This is a genomic window from Thermobacillus xylanilyticus, from assembly GCF_907165215.1.
GTDB lineage: Bacteria > Bacillota > Bacilli > Paenibacillales > Paenibacillaceae > Thermobacillus > Thermobacillus xylanilyticus.
Window position 1 is genome coordinate 22,463 of the sequence record NZ_CAJRAY010000026.1, and the last position, 15,551, is coordinate 38,013.

A 15,551-nucleotide genomic window follows, 5' to 3' on the forward strand; every position below is an offset into this window, starting at 1 on the left:
CGGCAAGGAACGATTTGGACGAGATCATGTCGGTCACCCGAGGACGATGCGGTCATCGGACAGTTTGTGGCCGCTGATTTGTTCGAATTCGCCGAGCAGCCGCTCGACGGTGAGCGACTTTTTCTTATCCGGATCGATGTCCAGGATGATGCGGCCCTTGTCCATCATGATGAGCCGGTTGCCGAGCCGGATGGCCTGTTCCATATTGTGCGTCACCATCAGCGTCGTCAGCCGCTGCTCTCTCACGATCGTCTCCGTCAGCCGCGTGATCAGATCCGCGCGGGCCGGGTCGAGCGCCGCCGTATGCTCGTCCAACAGCAGGATGCGCGGATTCGTGAACGTCGCCATCAGCAGGCTGAGCGCCTGGCGCTCCCCGCCCGACAATAGGCCGACTTTTGCGCGCAGCCGGTTTTCCAGGCCGATGCCGAGCCGGGCGAGCTGCTCGCGGAACATCTCCCGTCTCCGGCGGGTCACCCCGAGCCGGAGGCCGCGGCCCTGCCCTCGCTTGTAGGCCATCGCCAGATTCTCTTCGATCGTCATGCGTGGCGCGGTGCCCGCCATCGGGTCCTGAAACACGCGGCCGATGAAGATGCTGCGCTTGAACTCGGGCATCTGGGTGACGTTCTGGTTGTCGATCAGCACGTCCCCCATGTCCGGGCGCATCGCGCCGGAGATGATGTTCATCAGCGTCGACTTGCCTGCGCCGTTGCTCCCGATGACGGTCACGAAGTCGCCCGGATTGAGCTGCAGGTTGATGCCGGCGAGCGCCGTTTTCTCGTCGACGGTGCCCGGATTGAACAGCTTGTAAATATTCGTCAGACGAAGCATCAGCGTCCCGCCTCCGATCCCGCCAGCTCGCGAGAGCGTTTGTAGGCCTGCTTCTTCATCGTCCACGATCGCGACGCCGTCGGCACGACGAGGGCAATGATGACGATGATCGCCGTGATCAGCTTGACGTCCGACGACTCCAGCCAATCGACGCGCAGCGCGAGCGCCACGACGATCCGGTAGACGATCGAGCCGAGCACGACCGCCAGCGTCGCGCGGAAGACGGTCTTCGCGCCGAACAGTGCTTCGCCGATGATGACGGACGCCAGACCGATGACGATCATGCCGATCCCCATCGAGATGTCGGCGAACCCTTGCTGCATGGCGATGACCGCGCCGGACAGCGCCACCAGGCCGTTGGACAGGCTGACGCCGATAATTTTCGTCGTGTCCGTATTCGCCCCGAAGCTGCCGATCATTTTCGCGTTGTCACCGGTCGCCCGCAGCGCCAGCCCGAGATCGGTCTTGAGGAACGCGTCGATGAGCAGTTTGATGATCACGATCACGACCGCGATGACGATCAGCAGCATCCATCTGCGGTCCCGTTCAATCGGCGGAAAGATCGTGTCCATGCCCAGCAGCGACATGTTGGGCCGGCCCAGAATGCGCAGATTGATCGAATAGAGCGCAATCATCATCAGAATGCCGGACAAGAGGCCGTTGATCTTGCCCTTCGCATGCAGCAGGCCTGTAAGCGAGCCGGCAACAAGCCCGCCGGCAAGCGCCGCCGCCGTCGCGAGCCACGGGGAATAGCCGGCGTTGATCATCACTGCGGCGATCGCCCCGCCGGTCGTGAAACTGCCGTCGACCGTAAGGTCCGGGAAATCCAGAATCCGGAACGTGATGTAGACGCCGAGCGCCATCAGGGCGTACAGCAGCCCGGCCTCCACCGATCCGGACATCGAAGTCCAAATTGCTTGCATGATGCTCGTCCTCCTGACACACGAAGGGAGTGAACGAAAGACCGCTCACTCCCGTTGTCGTCCTTTTACTCGATAATGTTGTTCTCCGGATCTTGCACGACTGCTTTCATCTCATCGGTCACGTCGATGCCTTGCTCAGCAGCCGCCTTCAGGTTCAGGATGAAATCGAGTTTGTCCGGAAGCGTGACAGCGAGTTCAGACGGTTTCTTGCCGTTCTTCAGAATCTCGACAGCCATCTGTCCGGCCTGGTAGCCGTGGTCGAAATACTTGAACCCGACGGTGGCAAACGCGCCGCGCTCTACCGTATCGCGGTCGCTGGAGAAGAACGGAATGTCATTCTCGTTCGCGACCTGGATGACCGCATCGACGCCGCTGACGACCGTGTTGTCGAGCGTGATGAAGAACGCGTCGGCGCGGCCGACCAGCGACTCGGCTGCCTGTTTCACTTCGGAAGTGTTCGCGACTGCCGCTCTGACCGCCTGGATGCCGTGCTTCGCCAGTTGCTGCTCGGCGTTCTCGGCCATGACGACGGCGTTCGTCTCGCCTTCGTTGATGATGATGCCGACCGTCTTGACGTCCGGGAAGTGCTCGGCGATGAAGTCCATGAGCTGCTGGACGGCAGCCGGGTTCGTGTCCGAGGCGCCCGTGACGTTGCCGCTCGGCGCTTCCATGCTGTCGACAAGCTTGGCTGCCAGCGGATCGGTTACGGCAGCGAACAGCACCGGCGTATCCTTCACCATCTGGGCGACGGATTGCGCGGACGGCGTCGCGATGGCCAGCACCAGATCATTCTTGTCCGCCGCGATCTTCTGCGCGATCGACAGGTTGTTCGTCGAGTCCGCCTGCGCGTTGTTGTAGTCGATCGTCAGGTTGACGCCTTCCTCGAGACCGGCATCTTTCAGCGCCGCGATGAATCCTTCACGGGTTGCGTCAAGCGACGGATGCTCCACATACTGGGAGATCGCGATCCGGAACGACTGCTCCGCGCCCCCGTCCGGTTGCTCCGCATTTCCGGCCGGCTGTTCCGCGTTCGTGCCGCCGGACGCATTCGAATTGCCTCCCGCATTGCCGCCGGCATTGTCATTCTTGCCTTGACCGCAAGCCGCCAGCATGACGGCCAGCAGGCCGATCAATAACAAGTACCCCGCTCTTCTCATATCCCACTTCTCCTCGTCATAACGGACGTTGATCCAGCTTGTACAATTCCGCGGAAAGAGCGCCCCGCCGCGAAGGCGAACGCTTGAAACAAGCAGCTGCGCGGAATGTAAGCGTTAACATCCATAAAGTATGAAGTAACATAAACTATGATATAAGGAGTGTCAAACATTAGTCAATTGATAAAATTTACGAATTTGGTCTCACTTGAAAATTAATTTAATTAATTAACATTTCTGCATGTCGATACGTCATTTTCTTGCGGGAAACCGGCCGGCCGTGGCGTAGTCGAACCGGTATTCTCCTGATCCGATCTCCACTTCCACGCCGTGATCCGTCGCGGCGATTGACTGAACGCCTTCCGGATACGAACCGTCCGCTCCAACGAGCCTTCCGTCGATGTTCAGACCCCCGACCGCCGCCCCGCGCAGCACCACCCGGGCCGTCGTATTGGCCGGGACGGTCGCTTGCACGCGTATCCGGCCGCCGTCCGTCTGCCATGACGTCTCGATCCTGCCGTACATGGACCGATACGATGTCTTCGCGCGGCTTAGCAGCCCCGCGCCGAACAGCGGCTCAATATGAAGCCGCTTGAAACCGGGAACGGCGCTGTCCATGTCCAGACCCGCAACCCTTCGGTACATCCATTCTCCGACGGCTCCGTATGCGTAGTGGTTGAACGAGTTCATGTCGTCGCTCCAGAACGTGCCGTCCGGCTTGATGCCGTCCCAATGCTCCCAGATCGTGGTGGCGCCTTTTGAAATGGAATAGATCCACCCCGGGTATCCTTCCTGCAGCAACAGGCGGACGGCCGTGTCATGATAGCCGTAATCGGACAGCACCAGGCAAAGATAAGGCGTTCCGAGGAAGCCCGTCGTCAAATGATAACCGTTCCGAATGATCATTTCGTTCAGATCCCGGGCGATGCGCGGCGCGGCGTCTCCCGCCAGATCGAAGGCGAGGGCCAGCACTTGGGCCGTCTGCGTCTGCGCCGTCATTCGTCCGTCGCCGGTGATGAATTCGTTGCGGAACGCCTGGACGACTCGGGCATGCAGCTCGCCGTATTTCGCCGCATCCTCCGTCTTGCCGAGCACGCGGGCCGCTTCGCTCAGCAGCCTCGAGGAGTAAGCGTAATACGCCGTGGCAATCAGCGGCCGCGGCGTGGCGCCGACATAGCTTCCCTCCTCGGCATCCAGCGCCACCCAGTCGCCGAAATGAAAACCGGTATTCCACAGGTATTCGTTGTCGCCCTGGGCGCGGATGTATTCGACCCACGCCTTCATGCTGTCATACAGCTCGGCAAGCAGCCGGCGGTCTCCATAGTAACGGTACACCGTCCACGGGCAAATGACCGCCGCGTCTCCCCAGCCGGAAGAGTTGGCGTCGCCGATCACGTCGGGAACGACGAACGGCACACCGCCGTCGGGGCGCTGTTCGGCCTTCAGATCGCGCAGCCATTTCGTGAAGAAAGGACCGCCGTGATAATTGTACAGCGCCGTGGCGATGAACACCTGGGCATCCCCGGTCCAGCCGAGCCGCTCGTCCCGCTGCGGACAGTCGGTCGGCACGTCGAGGAAGTTGCCGCGCTGCCCCCACCGGATGTTTCGCTGCAATTGGTTGACCCTTTCGTCGGAACAAGAGAATTCGCCCGTAAGCGGCATGTCCGAATGCATCACTTCCCCGACGAAGGCGTCGAGCGGCAGCTCGTCTCCCGGCCAGCCTTCGACTTTCACGTAGCGGAAGCCCATAAAAGTGAAATGAGGCGCGTACGTTTCCCGGCCTTCTCCCCTGGCGGTGTACACAACGGTTTGCTTGGCCGTGCGCAGATTGCCGAAGTAAATGTTGCCGTCCTTGTCCAGCACTTCCGCGTGGCGTAGCACAATCGTCGTGCCTGCCGGCGCCTCGAGCGTGAACCGGATGCGGCCGACCATGTTCTGGCCCATATCCAGCACCTTGTCGCCGGCCGGCGTCACGAAGGATGCGATCGGCCGGATCGTCTCCGTCACGCGGACCGGCCAGTTCTCCTGCGGCACGAGGGTCTCCATCGGCAGGTCGATCGTTTCCGCCGGCGCCCAGTCGTCATCCGCATAGCCCGCTACACTCCAGCCGTCCCGCTCCAGGCGGGCGTCGTACGTCTCGCCGTCATAGATCGTCGAGTACGTCACCGGGCCGGTCGCCGCGCGCCAGGATGCGTCGGACGCGACCATTTCTTCGCTTCCGTCTTCGTAACGAATGTGGAGTTGAACCAGAGCCGCTCTTCTGTCCCCGTATTTGAAATTCCTTTTGTCGAATGCGAGGCCGCTGCGGTACCAGCCGTCGCCGAGATGGACGCCGACGGCGTTGGCCCCGGCCCGGAGCAGCTCCGTCACATCATAGGTCTGGTATTGCAGCCGGTACTGGTAGCTGGTCCAGCCGGGCGACAGTTCTTCGTCGGACACCCGCCGGCCGTTCACGTACAGTTCGTACACTCCCGCCGCCGTGGCGTAAATCCGGGCCTCCTTCACGCCGTCCTTCACCCGGAACGCCTTGCGCAGCAGAAACGCCGCGTCCGTCTGCGGATCGATGGCGGAAGCCGCCGGCGCAATCCACCTCGCCTGCCATTCGGACCGGTCCAGCAAGGTCGTCTCGAATACGGCCGGCTCGCTCCAGGGCGATTCCTCGCCGGCGTCATCCCATACCTTGACCCGCCAGACATACTTCGTGCGCGATGCCAGCTCCGGCCCGCCGTATTCCACCAGCACGGATTCGCCGCTTTCCACCCTGCCCGAATCCCAGACCGGCCGGTCGAAATCGCCGTCTTCCGCGGCCACCGCAAGCCGGTACGCCCGCTGCAGGACTCCCCGCCGGCCGGCTTCCAGCCGCCAGCTGAGCCGCGGCCTGCGCACGCCGACGCCGAGCGGATTTCGCCGGTATTCGCAGGTCAAATCCGTCGCAACCAAATTCCCCATAAGCGTTCCCTCCTCCGCATTCGCTCATCTCGAGTTCCATCATTATACAAAGGATCGTTCCGATTGGGAAGCATTTGTTATATTCAAATAGATTATTATATGGAATAAACAAAGCCGCATCTGCGATGCGGCTTCAATAATGCAAGCATGATTCATTTCTCTTCCGCGAGCTCCTCCAGCACCCGTTCGACCATCTCACGGGTCACGCGGCTCATGCCGTTCTCCGCCAGCTCCCGAAGCGTGGATGTGCGCAGGAAGTTGAGCGACGGCGATCCGAACAGATGGGGCATGTGGCGCCGGACCGCCCGTTCCGCGCGTTCGTCGGTCAGCAGTTCCAGCAGCCGGCTAGACGTCGTGTACCGCTTGCGGAACAGATTCACCGCCTCGTAGGCGAACCGATATTCTCCTGATCCGATCTCCGCTTCCACGCCGCGATCCGTCGCGGCAATCGACTGGACGCCTGCCGGGTACGAACCGCCCGCGCCAACGGGCTGACCGTCGATGCTCAATCCCTCGACCGCCGCCCCGCGCAGCACCACCCGGGCCGTCGTATTCGCGGGGATGGACACCTGCACCTGCACCCGATTGCCGTCGATGCTCCATGCCGTCTCGATCTTGCCGTACATGGACAGATGGGACGTCTTCGCGCGGCTCAGCAGCCCCGCGCCGAACAGCGGCTCAATATGAAGCCGCTTGAAACCGGGAACGGCGCCGTCCATGTCCAGACCGGCAACTTTGCGGTACATCCATTCCCCGACGGCGCCGTAGGCGTAGTGGTTGAACGAGTTCATGTCGTCGCTCCAGAATGTGCCGTCCGGCTTGATGCCGTCCCAGTGCTCCCAGATCGTGGTCGCGCCTTTGGAGATCGAGTACAGCCAGCCCGGATAGCCGTCCTGCAGCAGCAGGCGCATAGCCGTGTCGTGGTAGCCGTGATCGGACAGCACCATGCACAGGTACGGCGTTCCGAGGAAGCCCGTCGTCAGATGGTAGCCGTTCTCGATGATCAGATCGTTCAGATCCCGGGCGATGCGCGGCGCGGCGTCTCCCGCCAGATCGAAGGCGAGCGCCAGCACGTGGGCCGTCTGCGTCGGCGACGCCATCCGGCCGGTCTTCGTGATGAATTCGTCACGGAACGCCTGGACGACGCGGGCATGCAGCTCGCCGTACTTCGCGGCTTCATCGTCCCTGCCGAGCACGCGGGCCGCTTCGCTCAGCAGTCTCGAGGAGTAAGCGTAATACGCCGTGGCCACGAGCGGCAGCGGCGTCGCGCCGACGTAACTGCCTTCCTTGGCGTCGAGCGCCACCCAGTCGCCGAAATGGAACCCGGTCTCCCACATGTATTCGTTGTCGCCCTGGGCCCGGATGTATTCCACCCACGCCTTCATGCTGTCGTATTGCTCGGCGAGCAGACGCCGGTCGCCGTAATACCGGTACACCGTCCACGGACAGATGACCGCCGCGTCGCCCCATCCGGACGAGCTGTGGCCGTCCGCCACGTCGGGAATGACGAAGGGCACGCCGCCATCGGCTCTCTGCTCGGCCTTCAGGTCGCGCAGCCATTTCGTGAAGAAGGGACCGCCATTGAAGTTGTACAGCGCCGTGGCGATGAACACCTGGGCGTCCCCGGTCCAGCCGAGCCGCTCGTCCCGCTGCGGGCAGTCGGTCGGCACGTCGACGAAGTTGCCGCGCTGACCCCACTGGATGTTCCGCTGGAGCTGATTGACCCGCTCGTCGGAGCAGGAGAAGTCACCCGTCCGCGGCATGTCCGAATGCATCACTTCCCCGACGAAGGCATCGAGCGGCAGCTCGTCTCCCGGCCAGCCTTCGACTTTCACGTAGCGGAAGCCGAGGAACGTGAAACGGGGAGCGTAGGTTTCCTTGCCTTCACCTTTGGCGATGTAGGTGACCGTCTGTTTCGCGAAGCGCAAATTGCCGAAGTAGATGTTGCCGTCCTTGTCCAGCACTTCCGCATGGCGCAGCACGATCGTCGTGCCGGCCGGCGCTTCCACCGTAAAGCGGATGCGTCCGACCATGTTCTGCCCCATGTCGAGCACCTTGTCGCCGGCCGGCGTCACGAAGAAGGCGATCGGCCGGATCGTCTCCGTCACGCGGACCGGCCAGTTCTCCTGCGGCACGAGAATATCCATCGGCAGGTCGATTGTTTCCGCCGGCGCCCAGTCGTCATCCGCATAGCCCGCTTCGCTCCAGCCCTTCCGCTCCAGGCGGGCGTCGTACGTCTCGCCGTTGTAGATCGTGGAGTACGTCACCGGGCCGGTCGCCGCGCGCCAGGACGCGTCGGTCGCGACCATCTCTTCCGTGCCGTCTTCGTAGCGGATGTGGAGCTGCAGCAGGGCCGCGCGCCTGTCCCCGTACTTGTAGTTCAGTTGCTCGAATCCCATGCCGCTGCGGTACCAGCCGTCACCCAGATGGATGCCGACGGCATTGTCGCCGGACTTCAGCAGTTCCGTCACATCGTAAGTCTGGTACTGCAGACGGTATTGATAGCTGGTCCAGCCGGGCGACAGTTCTTCGTCGGACACCCGCTGTCCATTCACGTACAGTTCGTATACTCCCGCTGCCGTGGCGTAAATCCGGGCCGCCTTCACGCCACCCTTCACCCGGAATGACTTGCGCAGCAGGAACGCCGCGTCCGTCTGCGGATCGATGGCGGAAGCCGCCGGCGTGATCCAGCTTGCCCGCCATTCCGAGAGCTCCAGCAGCGTCGTCTCGAACACAGCCGGTTCGCTGGCGGCCTCCCGGCCGGCGTCATCCCATACCTTGACCCGCCAGACATACTTCGTGCGCGATGCCAGCTCCGGCCCGCCGTATTCCACCAGCACGGATTCGCCGCTTTCCACCCTGCCCGAATCCCAGATCGGCCGGTCGAAATCGCCGTCTTCCGCGGCAACCGCGAGCCGGTACGCCTGTTGGAGGATTCCCCGCCGGCCGCCCTCCAGCTTCCAACTGAAGCGCGGCCTGCGCACGCCGATGCCAAGCGGGTTCGTCCGGTATTCGCAGGTCAAATCCGTCACGATCAAGTTCGCCATTTATAAGTCTCCTCCGTCCTCATGTTTCCGTTATCCTTTGACGGATCCGGCCACCATGCCCGCCACAATTCTCTTGTTGAAGAAAATGAACAGAATCAGCGGCGGAATCGTAATCAGCAGAATGTCGGTAAACAGCAGATTCCATTTCGAAATGAACTGGCTCGTAAAGTTGTACAGGGTAAGCTGCAGCGTGACGTTCTTCGAACCCGGCAGGAAGTAGAGCGGATTGACGAAATCGTTGAAGATGACGACCGCCTGCGTCACGATGATCGTCGACGTCACCGGTTTGAGCAGCGGGAAAATGATCTGGAAAAACAGCCGGTAACCGCCGTATCCGTCCACCACCGCCGCTTCGTCGATATCTTTCGGGATGGTGCCCATGAAGCCCCTGTACAGCATGACGCAGAACGGGAAGCCGAGCGCCACTTCCACCAGCACGAGGCCGGTCATCGTCTTGAACAGACCCAGGCCGTTCAGCACCCAGATGGTGGGCACGACCGCGGGCGGAATGATCAGCCCCGCCAGCACGAAGAAGGAAATCCAGGGCGAAGCCTTGTCCTGGCGGCGTTGCATGACGAAGGCCGCCATGGAGCTGACCACGGTCAGCACCACAATGGACAGCACCGTGAGCAGCGTGCTGTTCCAGAATGCGCGGACCAGCATGTAGTCGCGGAAGACGAACACTTCCTTGATGTTCTGCCACAACCGGATCTCCGTCGGCCAGTCCAGATTCATGCGCGCCGCTTCCTGCGGGTTCTTCAGCGCCGTCAGGATGACGAAATAGAGCGGCACCCAGAACAGAATGATGCTGAGCGCCACCGATACGATTTCGATGGTCAGCAGACGCCCCTTTCTGCTCACAGGTCCACCTCCTTCCGGGTCAGGAAACGGGACAGCGGGAAGGCCAGCAGGCTGACGAACAGGAACAGGATCACGTTGCCCGCCGTCGACAGACCGTAGAAGCCGGCCTGATACTGCTTATAGATAATTGAAGCGATGACGTCCGTGGAAAATCCGGGGCCGCCCTTCGTCATGGCCCAGATCAGATCGAAGCTGCGCAGCCCGCCGATGAAGGCGAGGATGATGACCGAGTTGGTCGCCGGACGGCTGAGCGGCAGAATAATATGCCAGAACTTGTGCCACGAGCCGCCGCCGTCGATCTGCAGCGCTTCGTAATATTGCTCGGGAATGGACATGATCCCGGCAATATAGATCACCGTCGCAAAACCGACGCCCTTCCACACGTCCACCATCGCGACGGACAGCAGGGCGATGGACGGGTTGCCGAGCCAGTCCGGACCCTTGATGCCGAAGAACGACAGCGTCTCGTTGATGAGCCCCGTCGTCGGATGCATCATGACGCTGAACGTGATGCCGACGGCGATGGTGCTGACCAGTGTCGGGAAGAAGACAACGGACCGCAGATAGTTTTTGATCCGGAGGGCGCCCGTGAGCAGCACCCCGAGCAGCAGACCGAGCACAACCTTGAGTCCGCACGTGACAACCGCGTAAATAAACGTGTTCCGGAACCCGATGGACAGATAAGGCTCCTTGAAGAACGTGATGAAGTTGTCCAGTCCGATGTATTCCCAGTCCGACAGCGTCCAGCGCGTCAGACTGAAGAAGAAGGACAGAAATGTGGGGACGATGAAAATGATGATGTAAACAATCGCCGCCGGCACCAGGAAGCTGTAACTGTAAATCTTTCTTTGCAATTTGCTCAAGCGGATCTCCTCCCGATACTGAAGCAAACGGCTCTGCCTTGCCGCAGAGCCGATTGCCCGTTGAGCGGATGGTGCCGGGTATTACCAGCCTTCCAGACCGAGTTGCATTGCCTGCTTCGCGACGTCCTGGTCATACAGGGCCGCCGCGTCTTCCGGGGAGCGCATGCCCGCGCCGACTTCGACCGTCAGTTGCTCCAGCATCGGCCCTTTGACCGGGGACAGGAATTCGAGTGCCGGAGACGTCTGGCCTTCCGCATTGAAGTAAGGCATCATGTCTTTGACGACTTGCGGCACATCATCCGGCAGTTCCGCGCCTTTGACGACGAACGGACCGGATGGCGTGGTCACGCCGGAGATGATTTCCGCGCCTTCCACCGATGCGATGAACGCGAGGAACTGTTTCGCTTCTTCCGGATGCTTGGTGTTGGCCGAGATGTAGGCCGAGTCCGGCATCCACACCGTCAGGCCGACTTTGTTCGGATCGTCGCCGGGTTGGGCGAAAAAGCCGATGTCGTCGATGAGATCCGGGAAGTTTTGCTCGATGACCGGAACGGCGAAGCTCAGCATCGGATAGTGCGCGCCCTTGCCTTCCGCCAGCATCGCCAGCGCGGTGTCATAAGTGGTGGCCAGCAAATCTTCGTTGTAGTAGCCGACCGTCTCGCCGAGCTTCTGGAAGCTGCGCAGCGCGGCTGGCGTGGTCGCGTACTTCGCCTTGTTCGCCGTGTAGTCGTTCGCGAAGTTCGGCTCCGCTTGCTGCACGTTGTAGTAGTCCGCCAGCACGATCAGCTGGCTCGTCCAGGTATCCTTGTAGGAACCGATGATCGGCGCGACGCCGGTGCCTTTCAGCTTGTCGAGGTTGGCCATCAGTTCGTCCCAGGTCTTCGGCACGGACAGACCGTGTTCTTCATAGATTTTCTTGTTGTAGAACCATCCGCCGGCGACCGAGGAGCGGAACGGCACGCCGAACACTTTGCCGCCCGAGGATACGACCGGGAGGTACGATTCGAGCAGGTTGTCCAGGAACGCTTCGCCCGACAGGTCGAGCAGATTTTGTTCCGGATTGAGCGCCTGCAGAAGCGAGCCGGAGTTGTAGAAGAAGACGTCGTTCATGTCGCCGGTCGCCAGGCGCGTCTTGACGAAGTTGTCGCCTTCGGTGCCTTGCGGGCGCGTTTCCAGCTCGATTTCGATGTGGGGATTCTTCTCGGTGAACGCCTTGCTCAGGGCTTCCCCGATATTGATGGAATCCTGGCTGTTGTCCACGAGCAGCGACAGTTTGACTTTCTCCTTCTTCTCGGCCGAGCTTCCTTCGGACGCGCCGTTCGTGCCGGACGTACTGCCGCCGCTGTTGCCGTTGTTGTTGCCTCCGCAAGCGGACAGGAGGCCGGCGAGCAGCAGCAGGCATGCCAGAATCATGCCGATGGATTTGCGTTGCACGGATGGTATCCCCCTTTGATGTGCGATAGTCGCGGTTGCAGGTCCCGGGTTCCCGCTTGCGTCCATTTTAATTGCAAACGCTTCCTTCATAAATCGCGATCTTTTTTGGATCGGGGTCCGAATTTTTAGTGCCGGCCGGATGCTCATGACGACAACTGGGAATCCCGGTATTGTCCGGGCGTCATGCCGGTATGCCGCTTGAATACTTCGCCGAAATGGCGGGGATTCATGTAGCCGACCCGGTCGCTCACTTCGCTGATCTTCATGCCTTTGCGCAGCAGCGACTTGGCCAGTTCCACCCGGTTGCGGGTCAGGTACTGAATGAACGTCTCGCCGGTCGTTTCCTTGAACAGCACGCTCAGGTAGGCGGGATGGAGACCGACGAAGGACGCCGTCTCCTGCAGGGACACGTCGCGGAAGGCGTTCTGCACCACGTATTCCTTGGCCTTCTCGATCGCCGAATGCTTGTCCCGGTCCCGGCTCGCGGCGGCCTGTTCCGCAAGCCGCTTCAGCCGCTCGCGGAACCATTCCGACAGCCGGCCTTCGGCGGCGGCTTCGGCGATCTCGATGTGGGGTTTTCCGGACGGGTCCCGATGTTCGCCGACCGCTTCCTCCGCCGCGTAAATGATTTTCAGCATTTCGCTCTCCACCGTGTCGGGGTCCGGCTTCGACTCGAGGATCTCCCGCAGGAAGCGGTCCGCCTCCTCCGCGACCATCGTTCTGCTGCCCGCCCGCAGCGCGAGCAGGATCGCCTCTTCGAGGGCCGACAGGTGGCTCGGGTTGTCCGATCCGGAACCGAGCTCGCCGAACCGGACGGCTCCGCGGATGCCCAGCAGTTTGGCGGCCTTGTGCGCCTGCACGGCCTCCCGCCAACTGGCGTGCGCCTCCTCCGGCGGATGCGTCAGACTGATGCCGACCGCCAGGCCGGCGTCGTCCAGTTCGTCAACCAGGCTGTCCCAATGGGCGGACGGAAGGTCCATATAATGGAACATCACGGCCAGATGATGCTTGTCGTCCCGCAGATGGATGGCGCGATAGGCCGGATGCTCCGGCAATCGGAACGGCTCCGCGGCCGCCAGCACGGTGACGCCGGCCACGCGGTCGCCTTCCGGGCCGAATTGCTCCCGCCAGGCCTGCTCCGCCTCCTTGCCGAACAGCAGCAGCTCCCAGACCGCCTTCTCGAGCAGCGCCTCGTCGGTATCCTGCAGCTTCCGCTCCATCGATCGGATTGCCGATTCCCGCTCGATCCGGCCGAGCACCTTGCCCAACGCCCGCTCGATGGCCTCCTCCGTGATCGGCTTCTCCACGTAGTCGGCCACGCCGAGGCGGATGGCCCGCTTGACGTACTCGAACTCGTTGAATCCGCTGAACACGATGCAATGCGTATCGGGCGCTTCCGAGAGCACCGTCTCGATCAACTGCAGTCCGTCCAGTCCCGGCATGCGGATGTCGGTGAGCACGATGTCCGGCTTCACCCTGCGGATCAGTTCCAGGGCGGACAGTCCGTCTTCCGCCGTGCCGACCAGACGGATCCCGAGGCCTTCCCAGTCGATCATGATGCTCAGGGCTTCCAACACGATATACTCGTCGTCACACACGACCGCCTTCCACATGCACCGATCCCCCTTTGCCAGGATTGAAGCGAATCTCGATCCGGGTTCCGTCGCCGGGCGAGCTCCATACCGTGAAGGCGCAATGGTCCCCGTAATAGAGCCTTAGCCGTTCCCGCACATTGCGCAGCCCGTATCCCTGCTCGATGAGCGCGATATTCTCCATGCCGACACCGTTGTCTTCCACGACGAAGACCAGCTCGTCACCGTCCTGCCTGCCCGTGATCCGGATCAAGCCGTCCCCCGGCTTCGGCTCCAGTCCGTGATACACCGCGTTCTCCACCAGCGGCTGCAGGATCAGCTTGAGCATCTCATATTTCATCACATCCGGCTCCACATCCATTTCAAGGCGGATGCGTCCCTTGTAGCGGATGTTCTGGATCGTCATGTAATGCTCGATGTGCTTCAGTTCCTTGAAGACTGGGATCGTCTCCTTCCCCTTGTTCAGGCTGAGCTTGAAGCTTTCCGACAGCGCCAGGGCCATCGTGGCGGCTTCCTCCGTCTTCTTGAGCCGGGTCATCCAGTAGATGGAGTCCAGCGTGTTGTACAAGAAGTGGGGGTTGATCTGCGCCTGCAGCGCGCGCAGCTCCGCTTCCCGTTCGCGCAGTTCCGCCTGGATGAGCCGGGCGTCCAGCTCCATGTTCTGATACGCCACGCGGAGGAAGGTTTCTCCGATTGTCCCGACTTCGTCGTCATTGAACTTCACGTTGAAATCGAGGGTGCCCTTGTTCCAGTCGACCATCATTTTCTTCAGCCGCAGCAGGGGGCGCGTAATCCCGCCGGATACCAGGTACGAAATGGTGAGCGCCACCACCGCGATCAGCGCGGCGATGAGTCCCGTGTAGGTGCCGATCCGGTTCGACCGGGCAAGCAGTTCCTCTTTTTGGAGGAGATGGATGAAGTGCCAGCCGGTCGAGACGTTGCGATAATCGCTGACCAGATAGCCTTCGTTTTCCCATTCGGCGATCAGATCGTCATAGGTGACGGCCTCGTCCCGCGGGCCGCTCCACGCCTCGGGATAGAGGATATGCACCGCATCGTCCGTCGCGTCGACGACCACGAAATGGCCGTAATCCCGGGTGGCCTGAGAAACGTTCTGGAACAAGGAGACGGACAGATTGGTGACCAGCAGGCCGAGCGGTTTTCCCTGAATGCTCTCCGGGTCGCGGAACAGCTTGACGGTCGAGAACGAAGTTGTCGATCCGTCCAGCACGTTGTAGCTGAAGAACACGACGCGCCCCTGCGCCTCCACCGCTTCCCTGTACCAGTCCGATTGTTCGATCAACGTCTTCTTATCCGGCCCCTCGTACTTCCCCGCATTGTCCGGCCGTCCGAGACAGTAGGTCTGATAATAGTTGTCGAAAATGCACAGCGAATCGACGAAACGCGTATCGAAGGAGTTGCTGTTGATGACGCGCTGCAGCCGGTTGATGGTCAGTTCGTTCATTTCACTGAGCTCCCGGCTGTTGCGGATTTTGCTGTTCCTGAGGTCGTCCAGAATCTCGTCGTTCAGCACGATGAACCGGTTCAGATTGATGATGTTGCGAAAGAGCAGGTCGGCCACTTCGCTCGTCGTCTGCAGATGGTCGCCGTTCGACTCCAGAATGGACTCCGTCAGCGTGTCCCTGGCGATGTTGAATGACAGAAATCCGAGAAAGAACAGGGGCGGAAGGGATACGACAATCATCGCCGCAAACAGGCGGTCGCGGATGCGGAGCCGGCGGAATCGGGCCATCCATTGTCGTTGTTTCTCGGGCATGACGCATCCCCACCCTCGATCGCTTTTGTCCGAACCTTTCGGGAGTTCAATCATTATAAAGAGTCTCACGGAAAATTGAAAGCGCTTCTTATTTGGGTGGATGTCCGAATTTTTAATGCGGCC

Annotated in this window: 10 protein-coding genes; all 10 read right to left on the reverse strand. The window is 61.2% G+C overall.

Translation table 11 applies throughout. From position 1 onward, the window contains the following. Positions 1-33: 33 nt before the first annotated feature. The 10 genes from KJQ12_RS05890 to KJQ12_RS05935 all read right to left on the reverse strand — a co-directional run bounded on the left by KJQ12_RS05890 (position 34) and on the right by KJQ12_RS05935 (position 15,428). Positions 34-828, reverse strand: a complete 795-nt coding sequence (locus KJQ12_RS05890; protein WP_213483869.1) for an ABC transporter ATP-binding protein — start codon at positions 826-828, stop codon at positions 34-36. Further along, the gene (locus KJQ12_RS05895) at positions 828-1,751 is read right to left on the reverse strand and encodes an ABC transporter permease (RefSeq protein ID WP_213483870.1); all 924 of its coding nucleotides are present in this window, start codon (positions 1,749-1,751) and stop codon (positions 828-830) included. The genes KJQ12_RS05890 and KJQ12_RS05895 overlap by 1 nt, the downstream gene beginning before the upstream one ends. A gap of 65 nt (positions 1,752-1,816) precedes the next feature. After that, entirely contained in the window at positions 1,817-2,908 is a 1,092-nt protein-coding gene (locus KJQ12_RS05900) for an ABC transporter substrate-binding protein (RefSeq protein ID WP_213483871.1), read from the reverse strand. Between the two features lie 249 nt (positions 2,909-3,157). Then, positions 3,158-5,854 (reverse strand): alpha-L-rhamnosidase, encoded by a 2,697-nt coding sequence (locus KJQ12_RS05905; protein ID WP_213483872.1) that lies wholly within the window; start codon positions 5,852-5,854, stop codon positions 3,158-3,160. 152 nt (positions 5,855-6,006) lie between these two features. After that, positions 6,007-8,901, reverse strand: coding sequence for an alpha-L-rhamnosidase (locus tag KJQ12_RS05910; protein ID WP_213483873.1), 2,895 nt, complete (start codon positions 8,899-8,901; stop codon positions 6,007-6,009). Positions 8,902-8,931: 30 nt separating this feature from the next. Continuing rightward, positions 8,932-9,762, reverse strand: a complete 831-nt coding sequence (locus tag KJQ12_RS05915; protein ID WP_015256133.1) for a carbohydrate ABC transporter permease — start codon at positions 9,760-9,762, stop codon at positions 8,932-8,934. Next, positions 9,759-10,625, reverse strand: a complete 867-nt coding sequence (locus tag KJQ12_RS05920; protein ID WP_213483874.1) for a carbohydrate ABC transporter permease — start codon at positions 10,623-10,625, stop codon at positions 9,759-9,761. The genes KJQ12_RS05915 and KJQ12_RS05920 overlap by 4 nt, the downstream gene beginning before the upstream one ends. Positions 10,626-10,706: 81 nt before the next feature. Beyond that, positions 10,707-12,059, reverse strand: coding sequence for an ABC transporter substrate-binding protein (locus tag KJQ12_RS05925; RefSeq protein ID WP_015256135.1), 1,353 nt, complete (start codon positions 12,057-12,059; stop codon positions 10,707-10,709). A 143-nt stretch (positions 12,060-12,202) separates the two neighbouring features. Beyond that, complete coding sequence (locus KJQ12_RS05930) at positions 12,203-13,672, reverse strand: response regulator (RefSeq protein WP_213483875.1); 1,470 nt, start codon at positions 13,670-13,672, stop codon at positions 12,203-12,205. Beyond that, positions 13,650-15,428, reverse strand: coding sequence for a cache domain-containing sensor histidine kinase (locus KJQ12_RS05935; protein ID WP_015256137.1), 1,779 nt, complete (start codon positions 15,426-15,428; stop codon positions 13,650-13,652). The genes KJQ12_RS05930 and KJQ12_RS05935 overlap by 23 nt, the downstream gene beginning before the upstream one ends. Positions 15,429-15,551 lie beyond the last annotated feature (123 nt).

Bases quoted from the DNA above. Each gene is read 5' to 3' on its own strand.
- KJQ12_RS05890 (WP_213483869.1), bottom strand. From the start codon at position 828: ATGCTTCGTCTGACGAATATTTACAAGCTGTTCAATCCGGGCACCGTC.
- KJQ12_RS05895 (WP_213483870.1), bottom strand. From the start codon at position 1,751: ATGCAAGCAATTTGGACTTCGATGTCCGGATCGGTGGAGGCCGGGCTG.
- KJQ12_RS05900 (WP_213483871.1), bottom strand. From the start codon at position 2,908: ATGAGAAGAGCGGGGTACTTGTTATTGATCGGCCTGCTGGCCGTCATG.
- KJQ12_RS05905 (WP_213483872.1), bottom strand. From the start codon at position 5,854: ATGGGGAATTTGGTTGCGACGGATTTGACCTGCGAATACCGGCGAAAT.
- KJQ12_RS05910 (WP_213483873.1), bottom strand. From the start codon at position 8,901: ATGGCGAACTTGATCGTGACGGATTTGACCTGCGAATACCGGACGAAC.
- KJQ12_RS05930 (WP_213483875.1), bottom strand. From the start codon at position 13,672: ATGTGGAAGGCGGTCGTGTGTGACGACGAGTATATCGTGTTGGAAGCC.
- KJQ12_RS05935 (WP_015256137.1), bottom strand. From the start codon at position 15,428: ATGCCCGAGAAACAACGACAATGGATGGCCCGATTCCGCCGGCTCCGC.